We start from the raw sequence: 16,943 nt of genomic DNA on the forward strand, positions 1-16,943 counted from the left end.
CAGGATCGCTCTTTGCTCTATCTATTGATCTATTTTTCCGTACGAATATTGACGAATTTGACATCTACATATTCCTCTACCCCATACGTCCCATTCTCACGTCCAAAACCAGAGTGCTTGACTCCGCCAAATGGTGTTGCTGAGTTCGAAATAGCTGTATCGTTCACGCCGACCATGCCATATTGTAATTTACTGCTGACATTTTCAACCGTATGGATATTGGTGGAAAAGAAATAAGAGGCTAACCCAAATTCTGTATCATTTGCGTCCTCAATGACTTTTTCCTCATCTTCGAAGGTAATCAGCGGGATCACCGGACCAAAGGTTTCTTGATAGAAAATGTCCATTTCTTTCGTTACGCCGTCTAATACCGTCGGCTCAAAGAAATTACCATTCGCATACTCGCCAGATTCCAGCTTATGACCGCCAGCCAAAATTTTCGCGCCTTTGCTTGTCGCATCCTTCAGTTGCTCGGTCACTTTGTCCACACCAGCTTGATTAATCAGCGGACCAGTTGTCGGATCATCCAGACCATTTCCTACCGTTACATCTTTGATTGCTTCCACGATTCGATCGGTCACTTTTTCTTTGATATCTTTATGGATAAAGATCCGATTTGGCGACGTGCAGACCTGCCCGTTGTTGATAAATTTCGTTTGAATCAAGGTTTTTACTGCGCGGTCAATGTCGGCATCTGGAAAGATAATGTATGGCGCATGCCCGCCTAATTCCATCGAGACATTTTTCAAAGTCGGTGCAGCCTGTTCATTCAGCGTTTGACCGACTTTTGTTGAACCAGTGAAGGTGATTTTTTGAACATCCTCTGATTCTGAAAGGATCGATCCAATCGTTGAGGAATCACCCAGCACGATATTTACCACTCCATCAGGAAACCCTGCTTTATCAAACAATTCCATCAGTGCCAACGCAGAAAGTGGTGTTTCCTTCGATGGCTTCAAAATCACGGTACAGCCGGCTGCGATTGCTGGTGAAATCTTCCGTATAATCATATTCGAAGGAAAATTCCATGGTGTGATCGCGCCCACTACCCCGACAGCTTGCTTTCTTACCTGCCATTGATTCGTTGCTGGTGACGGTACGATCTCTCCTAGTAAACGTTGTCCCTCAGCTGCATTCCAGCGCAGGTTCTCCACATTCGTCTGAATCTCACTCTTTGCTTGTGTCAAAGGCTTGCCTTGCTCCATCGTCATGATTGTTGCTAAACGATCGGCATCTTCTTCCACAAGATCAGCCATTTTATTCATTAATTTTGCCCGTTCCGCTGCAGATGTTTGCGACCAGTCAGGAAATGCTCTGTTCGCTGCTTCAATCGCAGAAACGACTTCTTTTTTTCCTCCAACATGAACGCTTGCCAATGCCTCTCCTGTCGCAGGATTCATCACCGATTTTGTGCCTTCCGAGCCTTCCACCCATTTACCATTAATATAGAGACGTGTTTCGACTGCTGGTAACTCTTGCTGTTTTCCCATATGTCTAATTTCCTCCTAAGCTATGGTTTTGGTTGAAGATCATGGTGCCTTCTGATCTTCAAACGTTCCGTTAGTACATAAAGTACCGTAACACGGATAAAAACAAAGCTCAAAAATTCGGCTTATAGTAGATAATTTATCCCCAACAATGATCAAACGTTAATATATCAAGACGAAAAATCATGGTTTAAAAGAAAAGCCGCTGCCAATCTCAATGAAGAAATCATCACTATCCAATAACTTTGATTGCTAGCAGAATAATGATTCCAACGCTTTTAGGACCTTCGCCGGATACTCAGACTGCAGTTGTACTATTGGGAGATTATGCCACAGGGGCTTTGGAAGAGAGAAAGTCTTTGGTAGACCGATATAGCCTGTAATTCTCACTATATTCGCACATTGATATTTTCCGTTGGCTCTTGTAAGATTAAAATACATTAAAATTTTGAGGAGATTATTTTATCGTGTTCAAAACAATTTATAAATTTGAAGTTCGCAAACCCTTTTTAGTAGTCTATTCATTGCTACTCTTTCTAGGATTAGCTCTCACTATTGGAAGATGGTATAGTCAATCAACTGATTTTGTCATTGTTAATTCTTACATCAACTCCCACATATCCAACTTCTCTCTAAGCTTGATATCTTATCTCGGAATTGGCTTTATGTGGCTAATGGAGGGTGTAAAATTCCGTTCTATCGTATTTTTAGGCATTGTATACGTGATTGGTAATTTATTATGCGAAACCTTGATGACCTTCTTGAACACTCCGGATATTGTTGATGCTTATTTTGGATTTCTGGGTACATTGATTGCCTTTATTTATTTACTGATTACTAAACGATTTGGACTCATGCCTATTAGACAGAAAGGGTAACTTTTCTCAATATCTGACAAAAAAGCACGAGCAAAAGGCTATTAAGCCTATTGCTCGTGCTTTCGCGTTGATTATACTTCAAATTGTACGCGGCGGTAGCGAACGATCGCTGCTGCCATCAAGCCAAGACCGATTACGATAAAGGCAATGATTCCCATACCACCCGTTGATGGTAATGTCCCGCCTTTAGAAGTATTTTCGATTTCTTGTGCTGCTGCACCTGTATAAGTACCTTCGTCAACTTCAAATTGAACATCGTTTGCTAATTTTTGGAAACCACTTGGTGCTTTCGTTTCACGCAAGTAGTAGGTTCCATATTCTAAACCAGTAACTTCGAACAATCCATTAGCATCAGAAGTATATTTTGTTGCAGTTGCATAGTCTTCATTTGCGCCAACTGGAGTCCAAGTCATTGAATCTGCTCCGGCAGTTAGATAGTTATCCACACCATTGATTTGTCTGATGACAACAAACTCAGCTCCGCCCAATGCTTCTTTATTGCTTCCTTCTAGAGCATATTTGAAGAATTTCTTACCACCAGTTTTGATTGGATCAATTGGCGGATTTACTTTTGAATCATCTTGTCCACCATCATGATTCATTGTCACGGTGAACTCGTTGTTGATGTCTAGATCAACTGGTGTGTTTTCAGTGAACGACACCGTGTAGAAGAACTCAATTGTTTGACCCGCATATTGACTTAAGAAGTTCGCTGTTGCAGGTCCTGCTGCACCAGTTAAGTTCATAGCCAGGTTAAATCCTGCATAACCAGCCCATGGAGAATTTTCATTTTCTGGTGTATAGGTACCATGCGTTTGTAAGAAATCAGATGCATTGACTTGGTTGCCATTCACAAGGATCCGATCAATCCCTTCAAACTTCACCCCTGTTTGGTCTACCGCATCGTTAAATTCTAATTTACTGTAACGTGGAGCGCCATTCACTAGTTCACCGATTTGGTTAGGAATCATGAAGCTTGCACGGTAGTGAATTTGCTGACCTACTTCAAAATCGTAAGCGCCAGCCGGACGTGGTGGCAAAGGATTGCCATTTTCGTCAACTAGTTCCTTTTCAGGATCTTCGCCTTCTACTTTGTTCTTAGGATATAGATGAATATCTTTAAGTTCTGTATTGCCGTCTTTCAAAGGCAGCATTAGGATCAATTTGTATGAACCGATCTCAACGCCTGGCGAAGCATGCTCTTCAAAGAAGTATACTTTGTAAGAACCATCTGCGTTTTTAGCAGGCAAGTTCGCAAAATTTGCTTCCCCATTGGCATCTGTTGTTTGATCACCAACATCAACAGCATTTGGTGCATTGTTCAAATCAAAGGCATCCATGATCTGTTTTGCTTTAGTGTTGTATTCCGCATCTGTTTCATTTCCAGTTAAGATTTGATCTAAAGCATCATAGAAATCTTCTGTAATGTCCCAAGCAGTAAAGGTAATCCCCGGCAGTCCTTCATAGCGATCAAAGTCTGGATTTTCCAAACCGCTATTATTAATACTATCAGATGGAAACTCGTCCATTTTTTTCTTGTGCAATGTTACATTCACTGAATCAATTGCGTACGCTTTTTCTCCTCCACCTAGCACCCCTGCTAGCAGTGGAATCATGCAGAGCAGCGTGGTTAATAACGCAACCCATTTTCTCTTATTTTTCATAATTTTTTTCCCCCTTGTTTTTGTGCATTCCAATTAAACCAACAGACATAAGCAACAACCCTAGAAAACAATAATTACGTATCAACTCATTGGTTGAAGGAAGTTCCTTTACTGGATAACTTTTCGGATCCCTCCCTCCATTATTTGGTGGTTCAATTTTCCTTGGTCCTGAGCTATCTGTTATCGGCGGTTCTGTCGATTTAGTTGGTGTAGTTGTCGGTTCTGTCGATGATGACGGCGGTATTACCGGAATTTCATCGTATTTGCAATTAAATAATAAGCTGGTGTATTCCCTAGCTGAATCAGCCATCAGCTGCGGCAGATAAGCTACAATCGGCAGCATAAAATACTTCCCTTTTTCTCCTGACGAGAGAATCAAGTATGCCGCATCTTTTCCATTTTGATAACGAGGCAACATAACAGAAGTCTTTCCCGCGTCATCCAATAAAAGCGGTGCTTGGTTTATCCTTGCTAAATTTTCAGCCTTAACAAAGTCAGCCAATTTCTCTTTTGTTGAATAGGTGTTCAAGATGAATTCCTTATCACGCTTCTCGTTCCCCGATTGTTTGGCACGCCACTCGGTCAAATCATAGACATCCAAGGTAAGCGCCTCGGTCCCTTCGATGACTTTTCCTTCCGGCCGAGTATCTATCTGTATTTCTATCTGACTTTCCTCTGCAAAAGCAGTAACCCCCAAGTTACAAATCCCCAGAATTAGTCCCAAGAGAAGAATCATTTTTTTCATTACGATCCCCTCCTCTTAGTGTGAAGCCAGTAGAGGCTGCCTAGCAGTCCTCCTGCTGTTGAAATAACCCCAATTGCTACTTTGAAGAACAGCGCTGTCCCTGAACCACCTGTTCTAGGCAGCGGTCCTTGTCCTCGTTTCCTATTTGTGACAGTCAATTGAATAAGGTTCGGATTCCCCAATCCGCCTGATCCGCTGACACTTGAATTTGGTTGAACTGTGACATTTCCTATTGATGAAATACTGATTCTGACTGTACCGTCCATCCCTTGGTAGCCATTTGGAACGGCTACTTCAGATAGGCTGTATTCTCCAGGCCGCAAGCCAGTAAATTCAAAGTTCGGTCCACCAGTTCTTGTTTGATCATAGCCTGCCCCGACTAATCGGAAGCTTGCGCCGCGAAGCTCATTGCCATCCTGATCGACTTTCTTGATCTTTAAGTTAAAATCAGCCATTTTATTGGTGACCTTATACGGTGAATTTTTTCCATTCAGCGTAATGACCAAGGCATCGCCTGCGGAATTCTCCACTGCCTTCAGTTCGATATCTGCCATCTTTTCATACCCGGCCGGCACATAACTTTCCTCAACAATGAACTCACCCAGCGGAATATCTGTGATCGTTACCTGACCATTGGTATCCGGTTCTAAATTCGTCGCTAAGACCTTGCCATCTGATTTACGTTTCACCGTAAATTTCGGTTTGTCCTTACTAAAAGGTGTCTTCCCGTCATCGGTGTATTTACAGATGACCGCCTGACCAGTCAATAATTTGTTCGTTAGCTTGACGCCCTCTTTCGGCACACTTGCTGCGGTAAAACTGGTGCTATAATTATAGGTTGGTTTGGCATATCCGGTCGTTCGTGCTTCCTCTACGACACGATAGACACTGCTTCCACCCTCGACTCCCTGGAATACCCCTTTCCATTGATCGATCGGCGTTAGAGTTAATGTCTCGATATCCTCCCAAGTAGTCCCGCTTCTCTTTTGCAAGTTCACTCTGACATAGCTCGTTCGAAGCCCCCAATAATTATCGGTCCCTTGAAACTTATCAGACCAGATTTTTTCTACGGGAATCACTAGGTCCTTGGCTAATTTATTGACCACCTTATAAGGTGACTTCTGCCCGTTCAATGTAATGTTCAAGTCTGTTCCTGCGCCGTTTTCCACCGCTTTAAGATCGATATCATCCATCTTCGTGTAGCCTTTTGGCACATAGGATTCTTCCACGATGAAATCACCCAATGGAATATCAGAAATCGTCACTTGACCATTCGCATCTGGTTCAAGGTCGGCTGCTAGCAGCTTGCCATCTGATTTGCGTCTTACAGAGAATTTCGGTTTCTCTCCGCTAAATGGCGTCTTGCCATCCTCTTTGTACTTGCAAATAACTGCCTTCCCCTTCAGCAATTTATTCGTAAGCTGTACTCCTTTGCTCGGCATATCTTTTGCTGTAAACTCATCCACATTGGAGGTTGACTTCTCATACCCTGTCGTCCTAGATTCTTCTATGACTCTATAAGTATTCTTCGTGCCGCCATCTGCTGTGAAATAATCGCTCCAGCCATTGGCCGCATAAAGTGTCTTCGTTTCTACATCTACCCATGAACTCCCACTTTTTCTTTGTAGAACGACTTTGACACTGTTTGGCCGCAGTCCCCAATAGTTCTCAGTATTAAGGTGTGAATCTGACCATTTCTTTTCGACCGGAATCTTGAATGTCTTAATTTTTCCACGTGCCGATGGTACCCCAAACTCCAGTACATCGCTTGTTCGTTCCGGTGTTGGTGTGAGCGTAGTTTTCCCATTTGTCTGGTACCATTTTCCACCCTCATAGTCTGAATCATCTGTTTTCAATCGAAGCTTGTAGTCCATTTGAATTTCCTGATTGCCGTATAAGTTGATGTTATCAACAGTGATCTTGTTGTTAACGACCTTCGCCTCATTAGGCAATTTGCTGGCTTCAATTGCAGGTACGCCACTCTTCTTAATTTCCTTAACAGTCGGTTTCCCTACTAGCTCATACATGTCGCCAATCGGATCTTCAATGACGCCTTTATCCACCGTTTGAATAACGGAGGTAAACCAATCTTCAAAAGAAATATCAAAATCACCCGTCGTATTCGCATGGAAGAATTGGTAATCTTGTTCTGTATCTCCTGTAGCATTGGCTTTTTTGGTCGCCATTTTATACAGCCCTCTAACCAGCTCAGAAGTCGAATGTTCCTCTGTATAGGAGTAAGGACTTTTGATATTAATGGCAATAGAATAGATTTCCATTCCTTGATCCTTAATATCGGCTGCAGTTGAGTTCGCAGGTGTCAAATGACTATAGATACAAGGCCCATACTTTGTTACACTGTAGCCTTTCTTTATTTTAGTCGGTGAAGTATTTCCAGAAGTTAGTGTTGACCCTAAATTGGAACCAGTAGCTACGTTACTATAGTTAGTAATCCGCAAGCCATCATAATAGATGTTGGAATCTGACACTGCCGCAGTCGGCACCGCACTATAGTTGGGCGCACCATCAGTCAATAGGAAAATGACTTTCCGGCGATTCGTTCCACCTGCGCTATTCAGCATTGTTTGGGCATTCATCATCGCCTTTTGTGTATAGGTGTTCCCATAAGCAGTGGCATTTCGATAAGTAGTCGCTAAGTTTTGCCAATTCGTTTCATTGCTAGACATTGGTACCGTGATATTGGAATAACCGCTTTTTTCAGAAGAAGAATAGATGACTCCCCCGATTCTTAAGCTGTCTGTTTCTGGCTCGGCATCCTTAAACTTATTGATTAATTTTTGCAGAGAATTGACCGCTAACGTTTTTCTCGTCATCCCGCCAATATTCCCACTGGATACTTCCATAGAAGTAGAATTATCCAAAACAAAACAAACATCCACACCCGGTTTGGCGATCGTACTTCCTCGAACATTCAAACGAACATTGAATGCATCTTCTTCAGCCGTTTCACTCGCATACTTTCTCAAAGAAATATTCGGTTTTGTTTTTTCGACCCCATACTTGATGTAGGATTTTGTGTAATCATCGGATGATACATCCCAACTAGTCACTCCATCCCAACCAGAATCTTTTTCATAACCACCTTGGTGATTTCGAACATCAGATTGTCCAGTCGGTGTCCAATAGCAAGTCGGATAGATGCCGCCATTATTCGTATAGACTGGGGCCTTATTGGTATATTTTGCCGGATCCATTCGCAATAATCCGTTCATTGGTACTGCCGTCGCCGGTACTACTTTCTCATCTTCTTTCGGTCCAACGATATCCTCTGGATCCTCATAGACAACATCTGCTCCCGCAGGCGCTGCTGCCGCTTTGCTTTTGGCTTTGCTTCCTGTTTCCTTCTTTGCCTGCAACTCAAACGGCTTTTTAATAGATAAAACATTCTCTTGAGTTTCTGGTTCTTTTCCATCCTTCGATGGCGTTTGTTGATCCATTTGCACATCCAAATAGAGCTTCTGGTCAGACTTAGGCAGCTCAAAAGAGAGCTGGCCTTCCATAGATGACGAAAACGTGTTTTCTATCAGCCAATCTTTTTCCTGCGTCATTTGCTCGATTTTTGGATAACTTATCACTTCCCCTTCCTCGTTAGTCACTTTCAGTTTGAGCCGTTGTTGTGTGTCACTGTCTTCGCTTTGCCTCTTGAAGGAGATACGCCAGTGGATTTGATCGTCCTTTGATGCTGTATCATAGGACATTTGCAGATATTTCTCATCTATCAATTCTGTTTTGGTTGTTTCGGCATACACTTTTGTCAGTGATGGAACGGACTCAACGATAAAAGAAAAAAGCAGAACAACTAACATGAGCAAGTGCTTTTTCTTCATTCCATAAATTCCTCCCTTCCTTCTTTTTTCATCCACTGTCCTTCCACGTAACAATATGATATCTTATGTAATTTTATTGCGCTTTTTTAACACTTTTACAAATGAATGTTATTCTAAATCAAATATAATTAGTCTTAATGAACATTTCGTTCATCTTAATAGTTATTGGACTCAATTATTTTATTTTAATTAAAGAATAATAAAGTTTGATTGTCGCAAAAAAAATTCACCAATTGAATTATTCGTCAAAAAAACACAAAAAAGCCAAAACGAAGTCCATTTTGGCTTTTTTGAAGAGTATATTTCTAAACAACAGCTTAGATTTCACCTTAAAAATCTATTTATCGTTAAATTGCTGCTTATTTATTCAAGATAAATTCGCTGTTCTATCAATCTTAACTGCGTCTCAAACAAAAAAATGGAGCAAAAAGGATGATTTCCTTTTTACTCCATTTAGTAGATCATTATTCTATTTTTTATGCTTTTGCGTTAATTTTGCGATAGCGAATCATTGCTGCTCCCATCAATGCACCACCGATGATCAAGAATGCGATGATCCCTGCTCCACCAGTTGATGGTAAGAAGCCGTCTTTAGTCACGTTTCCAATTTCTACTGGTTTGATTCCATAAGAACCCTTTGCAATCGTAAAATCTTTGTCTTGGTCTAGTTTTTGGAAACCATCTGGTGCTTTGATTTCTCGTAAGTAGTACTCTCCGTATTCAAGACCTTTGATTTCAAAATTACCATTATCATCAGAAATGTATTGAGTTGCATTATCATATTTTTCATTTGAACCAACTGGTAACCAAGTCGCTTTACCGCCGTCAATTTTCAGGTATAAATCATTATTGTTGCTATCTTTCTTAATAACGACGAATTTCGCTCCGCCTAACCCTTGTCCATTAGGATCTTCATATTTGAAGACTTTTCTACCACCAGTTGTAATCACTGGAAGCTCTGGATGTGTTTTGTTTTCATCTTTAATCCCATCATGATCAAGTGTTACTTGGAATTTATTCCTGATTTCTTCATCGACTGGTGTTAATTCAGTTAACGAAACAGTGTAGTAGATTTCCATTTTTCTACCAGCATATTGTTCTAAATATTTTGCCGCAGCTTTTGATTTAGCAAAGTTCTGACCAGGCATGCTGCTTGTCGAAGCATTTAGATTGGTTTTAATCTCAAAACCTGCTTTTTCATCTGCCTTAGCTGGTTTACCTTTATAAGTTGGCTCTGCAGTATGAACTCCTAAGAAGTCTTTTGTGATATCTTTATTATCAACCACAATTCTGTCGATTCTTTCAAATTGAACACCAAACTTATCAACCTCATCTTTGAACACTAGTCTAGTATATCGAGTACTTTCAGCAGTTGTGTTTGGATTGGTTAAAACTTCCCCAATTTGAGATGGAATCTTATAGCTAGCACGGAATTGAATTTCCTTCCCGATATCATAATCATAGGCTCCGTCAACATTTGGTGTCGCAGGTTGGTCACCATCCATAACTTCCTTTTCTACTTCTCCACCAATAACTACATTTTTTGGATAAAGATGGATATTTTCCATGTGAGTGCCATCATCAGTATCAATTGCTGGCAATGTTAAAATGACTGGAAGAGAGGCATCTACTTTTGGATTTTTATGTTCTTCAAAGTAATACACATTATAGAGTCCTTTGCTATTGCGCATTGGTAATCCAGTAAATTGGGCAGTTCCATCGTCTCCTGTAGTTTGTGTAGCAACTTCTTTTGCCTCCGATTTAACAAAATTAAACCCTTTACTTTGATCTTGCTCTATCATAAATTCTTTTACTTTTGCTTGGTACTCACTGTCAGTTTCAGAACCAGTCAACTTCGCATTTAACTGCTTATAAAAATCATCAGTTACATTCCAGACCGTAAAAGTAACATCTTTTAACGGTTCATACCGATCAAAGCGTTTATCTTCCTTACCAGTATTTTCCGTTAAATCCGTTGGAAATGCATCCATCTTTTTCTTGTGTAAGGTAACATTAACTGAATCTGCTGCAAAGGCGGAATCGCCTAAACTAAACATTCCTATTCCGACTGGTAATAAACATACTAGCGCCATCAACAATCTGACTAAAAATCCCCTGCTTTTCATATTTCTTATCCCCCTTGTTTTTTTCTTCCTTTTATAGTTTTGAATCCAATAAAACCAATACTCATAAGTATCAAACCAAGAACAGTGTAATCCCGAACCAAATCATTTGTGGCAGGGTACGCTTTACTCGATGAGGACAGTCCTTTTTCCATTCCCGGATTCTTTAACGTATTCTCAGGCTCCGGTTCAGTCGATTCCTCCGGCTTTTCAGGCTCTTGGGTGGTATCTTGATACTTTGCATAAATTAATAAACGTTGTGCCTCATCCTTTGTTTCAGGATGTGTTTGCGGTAAGTACAATATAATTGGCAGCATATGATATTTTCCTGTCTCGCCATTTGCTAAAATTAAATATGCTGCGTCTTGCTCCTCGTGATATCGAGGAACACTGAATGAAACATTTCCGCTGCCATCAGCTGGATAAGGCATTTGATTCAATTTGACTAATTGTTCCTGTTTTACAAATGACTGCAACTCTTCCTTTGTAGAATATGTGTTTAATAAAAATTCTTTGTCTTGCTTTTCGTCCCCCTTTCGATTTGTTCGCCATTTGGTCAAATCATACACATCAAAATCTAGTTGTTCCGTACCTTCTATCTTTTTCCCATCTTCTGACCATGTATGAATCCATAAATCTACTTGCTTCTCCGTTGCCCTGGCTATTGAGCCCAAAGAACAAGTTCCTAGAAGCAGAACTAGAAAGAGTAAGAATATTTTTTTCATTCCTAGCCCTCCCTTCTACTGCGGATTAAATAGAAGCTGCCTAAACAGGTACCTGTAACAACGAGTCCCGTCGCTACTAATAATAAAACTTTAGAGGTTCCGCCTCCTGTACTTGGAAGTATTCCTGCTTTAGCCTTATTATTCGTGACTTTTAGATTTATCGTGTTCGCTCCGCCATTTATTCCACCCGATCCAGAAACATTTGAGTGTGGCGTAATCTCTACTTTTCCATCTTGCGCGATAGTAAAGCGGATCGGCTCTTGAATAATACTGTATTCATCTGGTGCCTGTGTTTCGGTTAACTCATAGCTTCCCGGACGCAGCCCAGTAAAATTGAATATCGGTCCAGTTACACTTGTCTTTTCATAACCTGTCCCTTTTAATCTGAAATTCGCTCCGCTGAGGGAGTTGCCATCAGCATCTTGCTTTTCTATTTGTAAAGAAAAATCTTTCAATAGATTGACAGCTTTATAAGGAGCTGTACTATCTGAGACTTTGGCGACTAGTGACGTAGGAGGGTCATTCTCAGTAACTTTTATTTCGAAGAATGGCATCTTTTGAAACCCGGCAGGTACATAAGTCTCTTCTACAATAAAATCTCCCAACGGCAATCCGCTAACAGTTACTTGACCTGCAGAATTTGGTTCTAAGTCTTGTGCAAGAATCTTGTTCGTTCCTTTTTGTCTCACTGTGAATTTCGGTGGATCATTCGTAAATGGCGTAGCCCTATCTTCTAAAAACTTGAAGAATTTGTATTCGCCTTTCAGCATTTCATTCGTAATTTTTATGCCACCAGCAACTAGATCCTCTGAAGTAAAGCTTTCCTGATTGACCCGCGCCTGCTTATACCCTTTCTTACGCAGTGTTTCCAAAACTCGGTATTTATGTTCTGCGCCGCCTTGAACTGCTGAAAATTCAGCTTTCCAATTATTCCCGGTGTTTAATGCCTTTGTTTCAACATCTGTCCAAGTAGATCCATCCCATTTTTGCAATACAGCATTGACGCTATTTGGCCGTAGTCCCCAATAATCATTGTCATCTCCTGCCCAGATCTTCTCGACTGGAATCACAAAATCCTCTAACTGCACCCGTACTGAAGGTGAGCCAAACTCTAATAAATCGGTTGTTCGTTCAGGTGTTGGTGCTAATGTTGTCGTCTTATTCACGGGATACCAGCGATTCGATACATCTGTTGGTTTTAGGCGAACGGTGTATTCTACTTCAATTTCTTGTCCGCCAGTTAAATTAATATTTTCTACTTCAATTTGACGATTATTATTCGTCGCAGTAATCTTGGGACGATCTACCTCTTCAAATAGCGGTGCCCCGTTACTTACTTGTTTAACTTTCGGTTCTCCCACAAGCTCAACCATATCACCTAGTGGATCGACTATTTTTCCCTTATCAGCCGTTCGAATGATTGTTTCATACCAATCTTTAAATGTTTTAGTCAGCTCACTAGTATCTTTAGAATGGTAGAAAAAGTAATCCTTTTGTTCATCTCCGGTAGCATTAGCCTTTTTAGTCGCTGTCTTATACATTCCTTCTAACAATTCATAGATACTATGCTCTTTCCCATCATTAGGAGAAGAAATCTGCAGTGCGATACTGTGAATCTCAATCCCTTCACTTTTCAGCTTATAAGCAGTCGAATTTGTTGTAGTTAAATGGCTGCTGATTTTTTGTCCATCAACCGTTTGCGAGCTCCAGTTGAATCTCGTGTAAATCCCCGTAGCTCCCAAGCTAAGTCCCTTTGAATAATTTGGAGCTACACCAGAATCAAAACTAGTCACTAACGTTCGATCAAAATACATAGAACTATTATATTCAGCCGTTAACGGTGCCCAACTGGAGTTCGGTGCACCATCTGTCAGCATAAACAAGAGTTTGTGTCGTTCTTCTCCGATATCCGATGCTGGATCATTGAAAATATCTGCAGCCTCTTGCAATCCACGTTGTGTAAACGTTGGACCTAACGGATTGACTTCATTATAAGATTTGGCTATTTTGTCCCAATCATTTGGATTATTAGATAATTTGAAATGTGTATTTTCTCTTTTCCAACCATATGCAGGCTCTTCTAATGACTTATCGTAACTAGCGAAGACATGAGCACCGACACGAATTGCATTTGACGAAGGATCTGCCACCTTTTTTAATTCACTAACAATTTTCTCAACGGCTGCTACACTTGCTTTTTTCCTACCATAGTCCGTCATTGATCCGGTATTATCTAATAGAAATACCACATCAACTCCTGGTTTAAAGATTGTATTCCCACGAACATTCAGCTTAACCTTAAACTCATCTTTCTCATTTGTTTGTTGAGCGTATTTGCGCATCCATAAATTAGGATTTGATTCCTCCCCATACTTTATATAGGAGTTAGTGTAATTTTCCTTAGTAACATCCCAACTTTTTTCTCCATCCCAAGAAGTTATTGGGGTTCCTTCGATACCGCCTTGATGGTTTTTGACATTTGTTTGACCTTCTGGCTGCCAAGCATATATTGGATACTCTCCGCTTCCATCTTGTTTGTACTGTGGTTGTTTATTTGTATATATAGGTCTGTACATCAGGTTGGCTCTTGTTTGTTGAGCACTCGCCTTTGTCTGCCTTGGTCCAATAAACTCCTTTGATTCTAGTGTCTGTTCTGTTGCCGCTTTATGTGGTTCAGTAGTAGAAGAAGTATTCGTCTGCTTTTCAGCTGAATCTTCTAAAACTAAAGTAAACGGCTCTTTCCGTTCGAGGATACTTTCTTCAACTTCATCATCCTTTTTTTGATCCACTTGAACATATAGCTTCAATTTCTTAATGGATTTGGATAATTCGATCGTTACCTGATCCTCCCCACTCGTTGAAAACCCCTTTTCAATGAGCCAATCTCCCTTTTCCTCCATGTTTTTTACATTTGGATAAGTAACTACCTGATCTTTATCATCAGTAAGTTTAACTTTCAAACGCTGCTCGGTATTAGCTGCTTCACTGATTCGTTTAAAGTTCAACTGCCACTCATTCGTGTCTTTTTTTGTTTCACTACTATAAGAAAGTTTTAAATACTTCTCATCGATCAGCTCATTTTTTATTGTTTCGGCATGTACCGTTGTTACTAGCGGAGTTAAACTAGCAACCAAGGAAAGAAGCATTAAAAAAAACATGAACAGATTTAACTTTTTCATTTTTTCCCCTCCCTTCATTTTTTCTTGCTGTCTTCCTCTATAGACAATAATAGCCGAAATTATTTTTCTTTGTTTTTTCTAATTTTGAATTATTTTAGTTATTAAATGTAGTTTAAAACCTGCTATTTTCACACTATATTCGAGCTATCAGTTATCCAATCCATTTTCTTTATATTATATTTCATTATCTAATACTCATTTGCTTAAAAAAATATATATCATTTGACTACAAGGCGATCTATCCATAAAAACAACCCACAAACATTAACGTTTGCGAGCTGTTTGCACCTAATCTATCCTTATTTATTCCAATCTTTTCAAATCTCAAATCAACCAGAAAGATCACTGATCAGCTGCTGCAGCTGAACGATATTTTGACTAGTCAGGAAAGGATCGATGATCACAGTTGGGTAATCGTATGGGACCTCTTCCACACTGCTGGATGTGATCAATGCATCGTATTTTGCCAGCTCATGCATATCGATTCGAGTATCTCGTGACCGTTCTTCGACAAAATGAATCTTAAAATTGCCGTAGATTCGTTCTTCGATCTGTTCAGCCAAGAAGGTTTCTTCTGTAGGCGACAGTTCAGAAAGTAATAAAATCTTTAGCGGCTGATCGTTGGTTGCCAGCAGATTCAAGCTTTGCGGTACCATCGTGATCAATAGGTAGGCGTAATTCCAAACAAAATCATTCTCTTGATAGATTCGATATTTCTTGACGAAGGTTTCGGCAATTTGCAAGACCTTCTTCACAGCTTGAAAATGAGTCTCCATCATTTTTTCCAAGAAAATCCCTCGTTGACGATACAAAATGTCAATGAACTTTCCTTTAGGTGAATACATCCGCTGATCATTGACTAAAACAATCGTCAATTCACTTCGTTCTAGATCATCAAGTGAACGACCGATCAAACGATTAAATTCTTCTACTAATTCGTGATGCTTCTGATAAAGATCGCGATAGCTCCTACTTTGCTTCATAGCAGATTTCCATTGGTCTTCACTAAAGATCAGCATGTCTGCATAAGACAGCCATAGACAGTCCTTGATCTCATCTTCTGTCAGCCGAACTCTAAAAACCTCCAATACCATACGCTCAAAAGCTTCCAAGGTTTCTTCATCTGGCAGACTTAATGGACTGATCAGCTCATTTTCTGGGAAATGCCGGCCATTTTTGATACGCCACAAGCTGATGTAGATGTTGTAGCTGAGACGCTTTCTAAAAATATGACGATTTTCTAAATGGTTGACTTGGATAAATTGATCCACCAAATCAGTGATCGCTTTGATCTGATAATCCTTCATATCAATGAACAAAGATTCTAACCGATCGGATTTTTCCAAGAAGTAACGATAGTAAAAATGCCGGATGACACTTTCTTTTCCTTCGATACGTAATGGGCGGTAATCCAATTTGATACCAGCCTTTTTACAAGCCATTTCGATCTTCTTTAAATACCGTTGTGTGTTCGAAGCACTCAAATAAAGCTTGTCAGCCAGATCGCTGATACTGGAACAATTCTCATAAAGCAATTCCTCAATGATCTGGAACTCTGGTGATTGTTGAAGCACATCTGCATACAGCCGATTGATACTTACATGTGGTTTGACTTGAACCTGATAAAGCCCTTTGAATTTTTCAATATGGAAGTCATTTTGCTCATCATTGATTATCTTGACGTCCTTCAACAGGATAGGCAATGAACACTCTAGTTCCTCAAGCAGCTGATCGCTTGGCAAGCCGACTTGACTTGCATAGAGTAGTTCAACAAAGCGCAGACGTCGCAAACTGCTTGTTCCTAAAACCTCTCTAAAATCCATTTCCTCATCCCCTTTTCCTTCGTACTCCCTTTGATAACTAGCGTTTTGTCTTCATAAGCTAAAAAAAGCATTAGTATCAACACATAATGAATGCACCGAACTAATTTTTTCCTACCAACTGCGTCCTCTCATTTATCGATTGCCTGAGATGCCCCTCACCTCATAGCAAATTCATAAGAGGAATTTCTTCTATTAAGAAGCGTTGCCTCTTTAGAATCATTTTTTGATTTCTTAAAATTTTGGATAACCTCTCTCTTCCATTTATGAATACGTCAAATCATTTGCCCTGATAAACCTATGTATTTAATTTTTTGAAAGAAGATTGCTGCTAAAAAATTAAAAACCGCCCTTTCGTATTATTTGCTTGTTAGAAAAACCCAATTTTTTAACTATTTTTCTTTATATCTATATGATAACCAATCTTATTTTTAAACGCTTGTTCGTTAATTTTTTATTTGTAGTTATTGTAAA

Annotated in this window: 9 protein-coding genes; 1 reads left to right on the forward strand and 8 read right to left on the reverse strand. The window is 40.1% G+C overall.

Going from position 1 to position 16,943, the window contains the following annotated elements; genetic code table 11:
• Positions 1–29: 29 nt before the first annotated feature.
• Positions 30–1,490 carry an NAD-dependent succinate-semialdehyde dehydrogenase gene (locus JZO85_RS18650; RefSeq protein ID WP_207110019.1) on the reverse strand — a complete coding sequence of 487 codons (1,461 nt, stop codon included), beginning with the start codon at positions 1,488–1,490 and terminating at the stop codon, positions 30–32.
• Positions 1,491–2,152: 662 nt separating this feature from the next.
• Here JZO85_RS18650 and JZO85_RS23195 point away from each other — a divergent pair.
• Entirely contained in the window at positions 2,153–2,365 is a 213-nt protein-coding gene (locus tag JZO85_RS23195) for a hypothetical protein (RefSeq protein ID WP_242550434.1), read from the forward strand.
• A gap of 71 nt (positions 2,366–2,436) precedes the next feature.
• Here JZO85_RS23195 and JZO85_RS18660 read toward each other — a convergent pair whose 3' ends face one another.
• The 7 genes from JZO85_RS18660 to JZO85_RS18690 all read right to left on the reverse strand — a co-directional run bounded on the left by JZO85_RS18660 (position 2,437) and on the right by JZO85_RS18690 (position 16,472).
• Positions 2,437–4,029 carry a SpaH/EbpB family LPXTG-anchored major pilin gene (locus JZO85_RS18660; RefSeq protein WP_207110020.1) on the reverse strand — a complete coding sequence of 531 codons (1,593 nt, stop codon included), beginning with the start codon at positions 4,027–4,029 and terminating at the stop codon, positions 2,437–2,439.
• Positions 4,019–4,774: a hypothetical protein gene (locus JZO85_RS18665; RefSeq protein ID WP_207110021.1), complete on the reverse strand. Its 756-nt coding sequence runs from the start codon at positions 4,772–4,774 to the stop codon at positions 4,019–4,021. Before JZO85_RS18665 ends, JZO85_RS18660 begins: the two co-directional genes overlap by 11 nt.
• On the reverse strand, positions 4,774–8,622 hold the full coding sequence (locus tag JZO85_RS18670; RefSeq protein ID WP_207110022.1) for a SpaA isopeptide-forming pilin-related protein: 3,849 nt from the start codon (positions 8,620–8,622) through the stop codon (positions 4,774–4,776). Before JZO85_RS18670 ends, JZO85_RS18665 begins: the two co-directional genes overlap by 1 nt.
• A gap of 476 nt (positions 8,623–9,098) precedes the next feature.
• Positions 9,099–10,748, reverse strand: coding sequence for a SpaH/EbpB family LPXTG-anchored major pilin (locus JZO85_RS18675; RefSeq protein WP_207110023.1), 1,650 nt, complete (start codon positions 10,746–10,748; stop codon positions 9,099–9,101).
• Between the two features lie 5 nt (positions 10,749–10,753).
• A complete protein-coding gene (locus JZO85_RS18680) occupies positions 10,754–11,470 on the reverse strand; it encodes a pilin N-terminal domain-containing protein (protein ID WP_207110024.1) in 717 nt (238 codons plus the stop codon).
• Between the two features lie 2 nt (positions 11,471–11,472).
• Positions 11,473–14,649, reverse strand: a complete 3,177-nt coding sequence (locus tag JZO85_RS18685) for a vWA domain-containing protein (RefSeq protein ID WP_207110025.1) — start codon at positions 14,647–14,649, stop codon at positions 11,473–11,475.
• A 329-nt stretch (positions 14,650–14,978) separates the two neighbouring features.
• On the reverse strand, positions 14,979–16,472 hold the full coding sequence (locus JZO85_RS18690) for an AcpB/EbpR/MafR family transcriptional regulator (RefSeq protein WP_207110026.1): 1,494 nt from the start codon (positions 16,470–16,472) through the stop codon (positions 14,979–14,981).
• Positions 16,473–16,943 lie beyond the last annotated feature (471 nt).

It is taken from the genome of Candidatus Enterococcus murrayae (assembly GCF_017315985.1).
Lineage (GTDB): Bacteria > Bacillota > Bacilli > Lactobacillales > Enterococcaceae > Enterococcus_A > Enterococcus_A murrayae.

Bases quoted from the DNA above. Each gene is read 5' to 3' on its own strand.
- JZO85_RS18650 (WP_207110019.1), bottom strand. From the start codon at position 1,490: ATGGGAAAACAGCAAGAGTTACCAGCAGTCGAAACACGTCTCTATATT.
- JZO85_RS23195 (WP_242550434.1), top strand. From the start codon at position 2,153: ATGTGGCTAATGGAGGGTGTAAAATTCCGTTCTATCGTATTTTTAGGC.
- JZO85_RS18660 (WP_207110020.1), bottom strand. From the start codon at position 4,029: ATGAAAAATAAGAGAAAATGGGTTGCGTTATTAACCACGCTGCTCTGC.
- JZO85_RS18665 (WP_207110021.1), bottom strand. From the start codon at position 4,774: ATGAAAAAAATGATTCTTCTCTTGGGACTAATTCTGGGGATTTGTAAC.
- JZO85_RS18670 (WP_207110022.1), bottom strand. From the start codon at position 8,622: ATGAAGAAAAAGCACTTGCTCATGTTAGTTGTTCTGCTTTTTTCTTTT.
- JZO85_RS18675 (WP_207110023.1), bottom strand. From the start codon at position 10,748: ATGAAAAGCAGGGGATTTTTAGTCAGATTGTTGATGGCGCTAGTATGT.
- JZO85_RS18680 (WP_207110024.1), bottom strand. From the start codon at position 11,470: ATGAAAAAAATATTCTTACTCTTTCTAGTTCTGCTTCTAGGAACTTGT.
- JZO85_RS18685 (WP_207110025.1), bottom strand. From the start codon at position 14,649: ATGAAAAAGTTAAATCTGTTCATGTTTTTTTTAATGCTTCTTTCCTTG.
- JZO85_RS18690 (WP_207110026.1), bottom strand. From the start codon at position 16,472: ATGGATTTTAGAGAGGTTTTAGGAACAAGCAGTTTGCGACGTCTGCGC.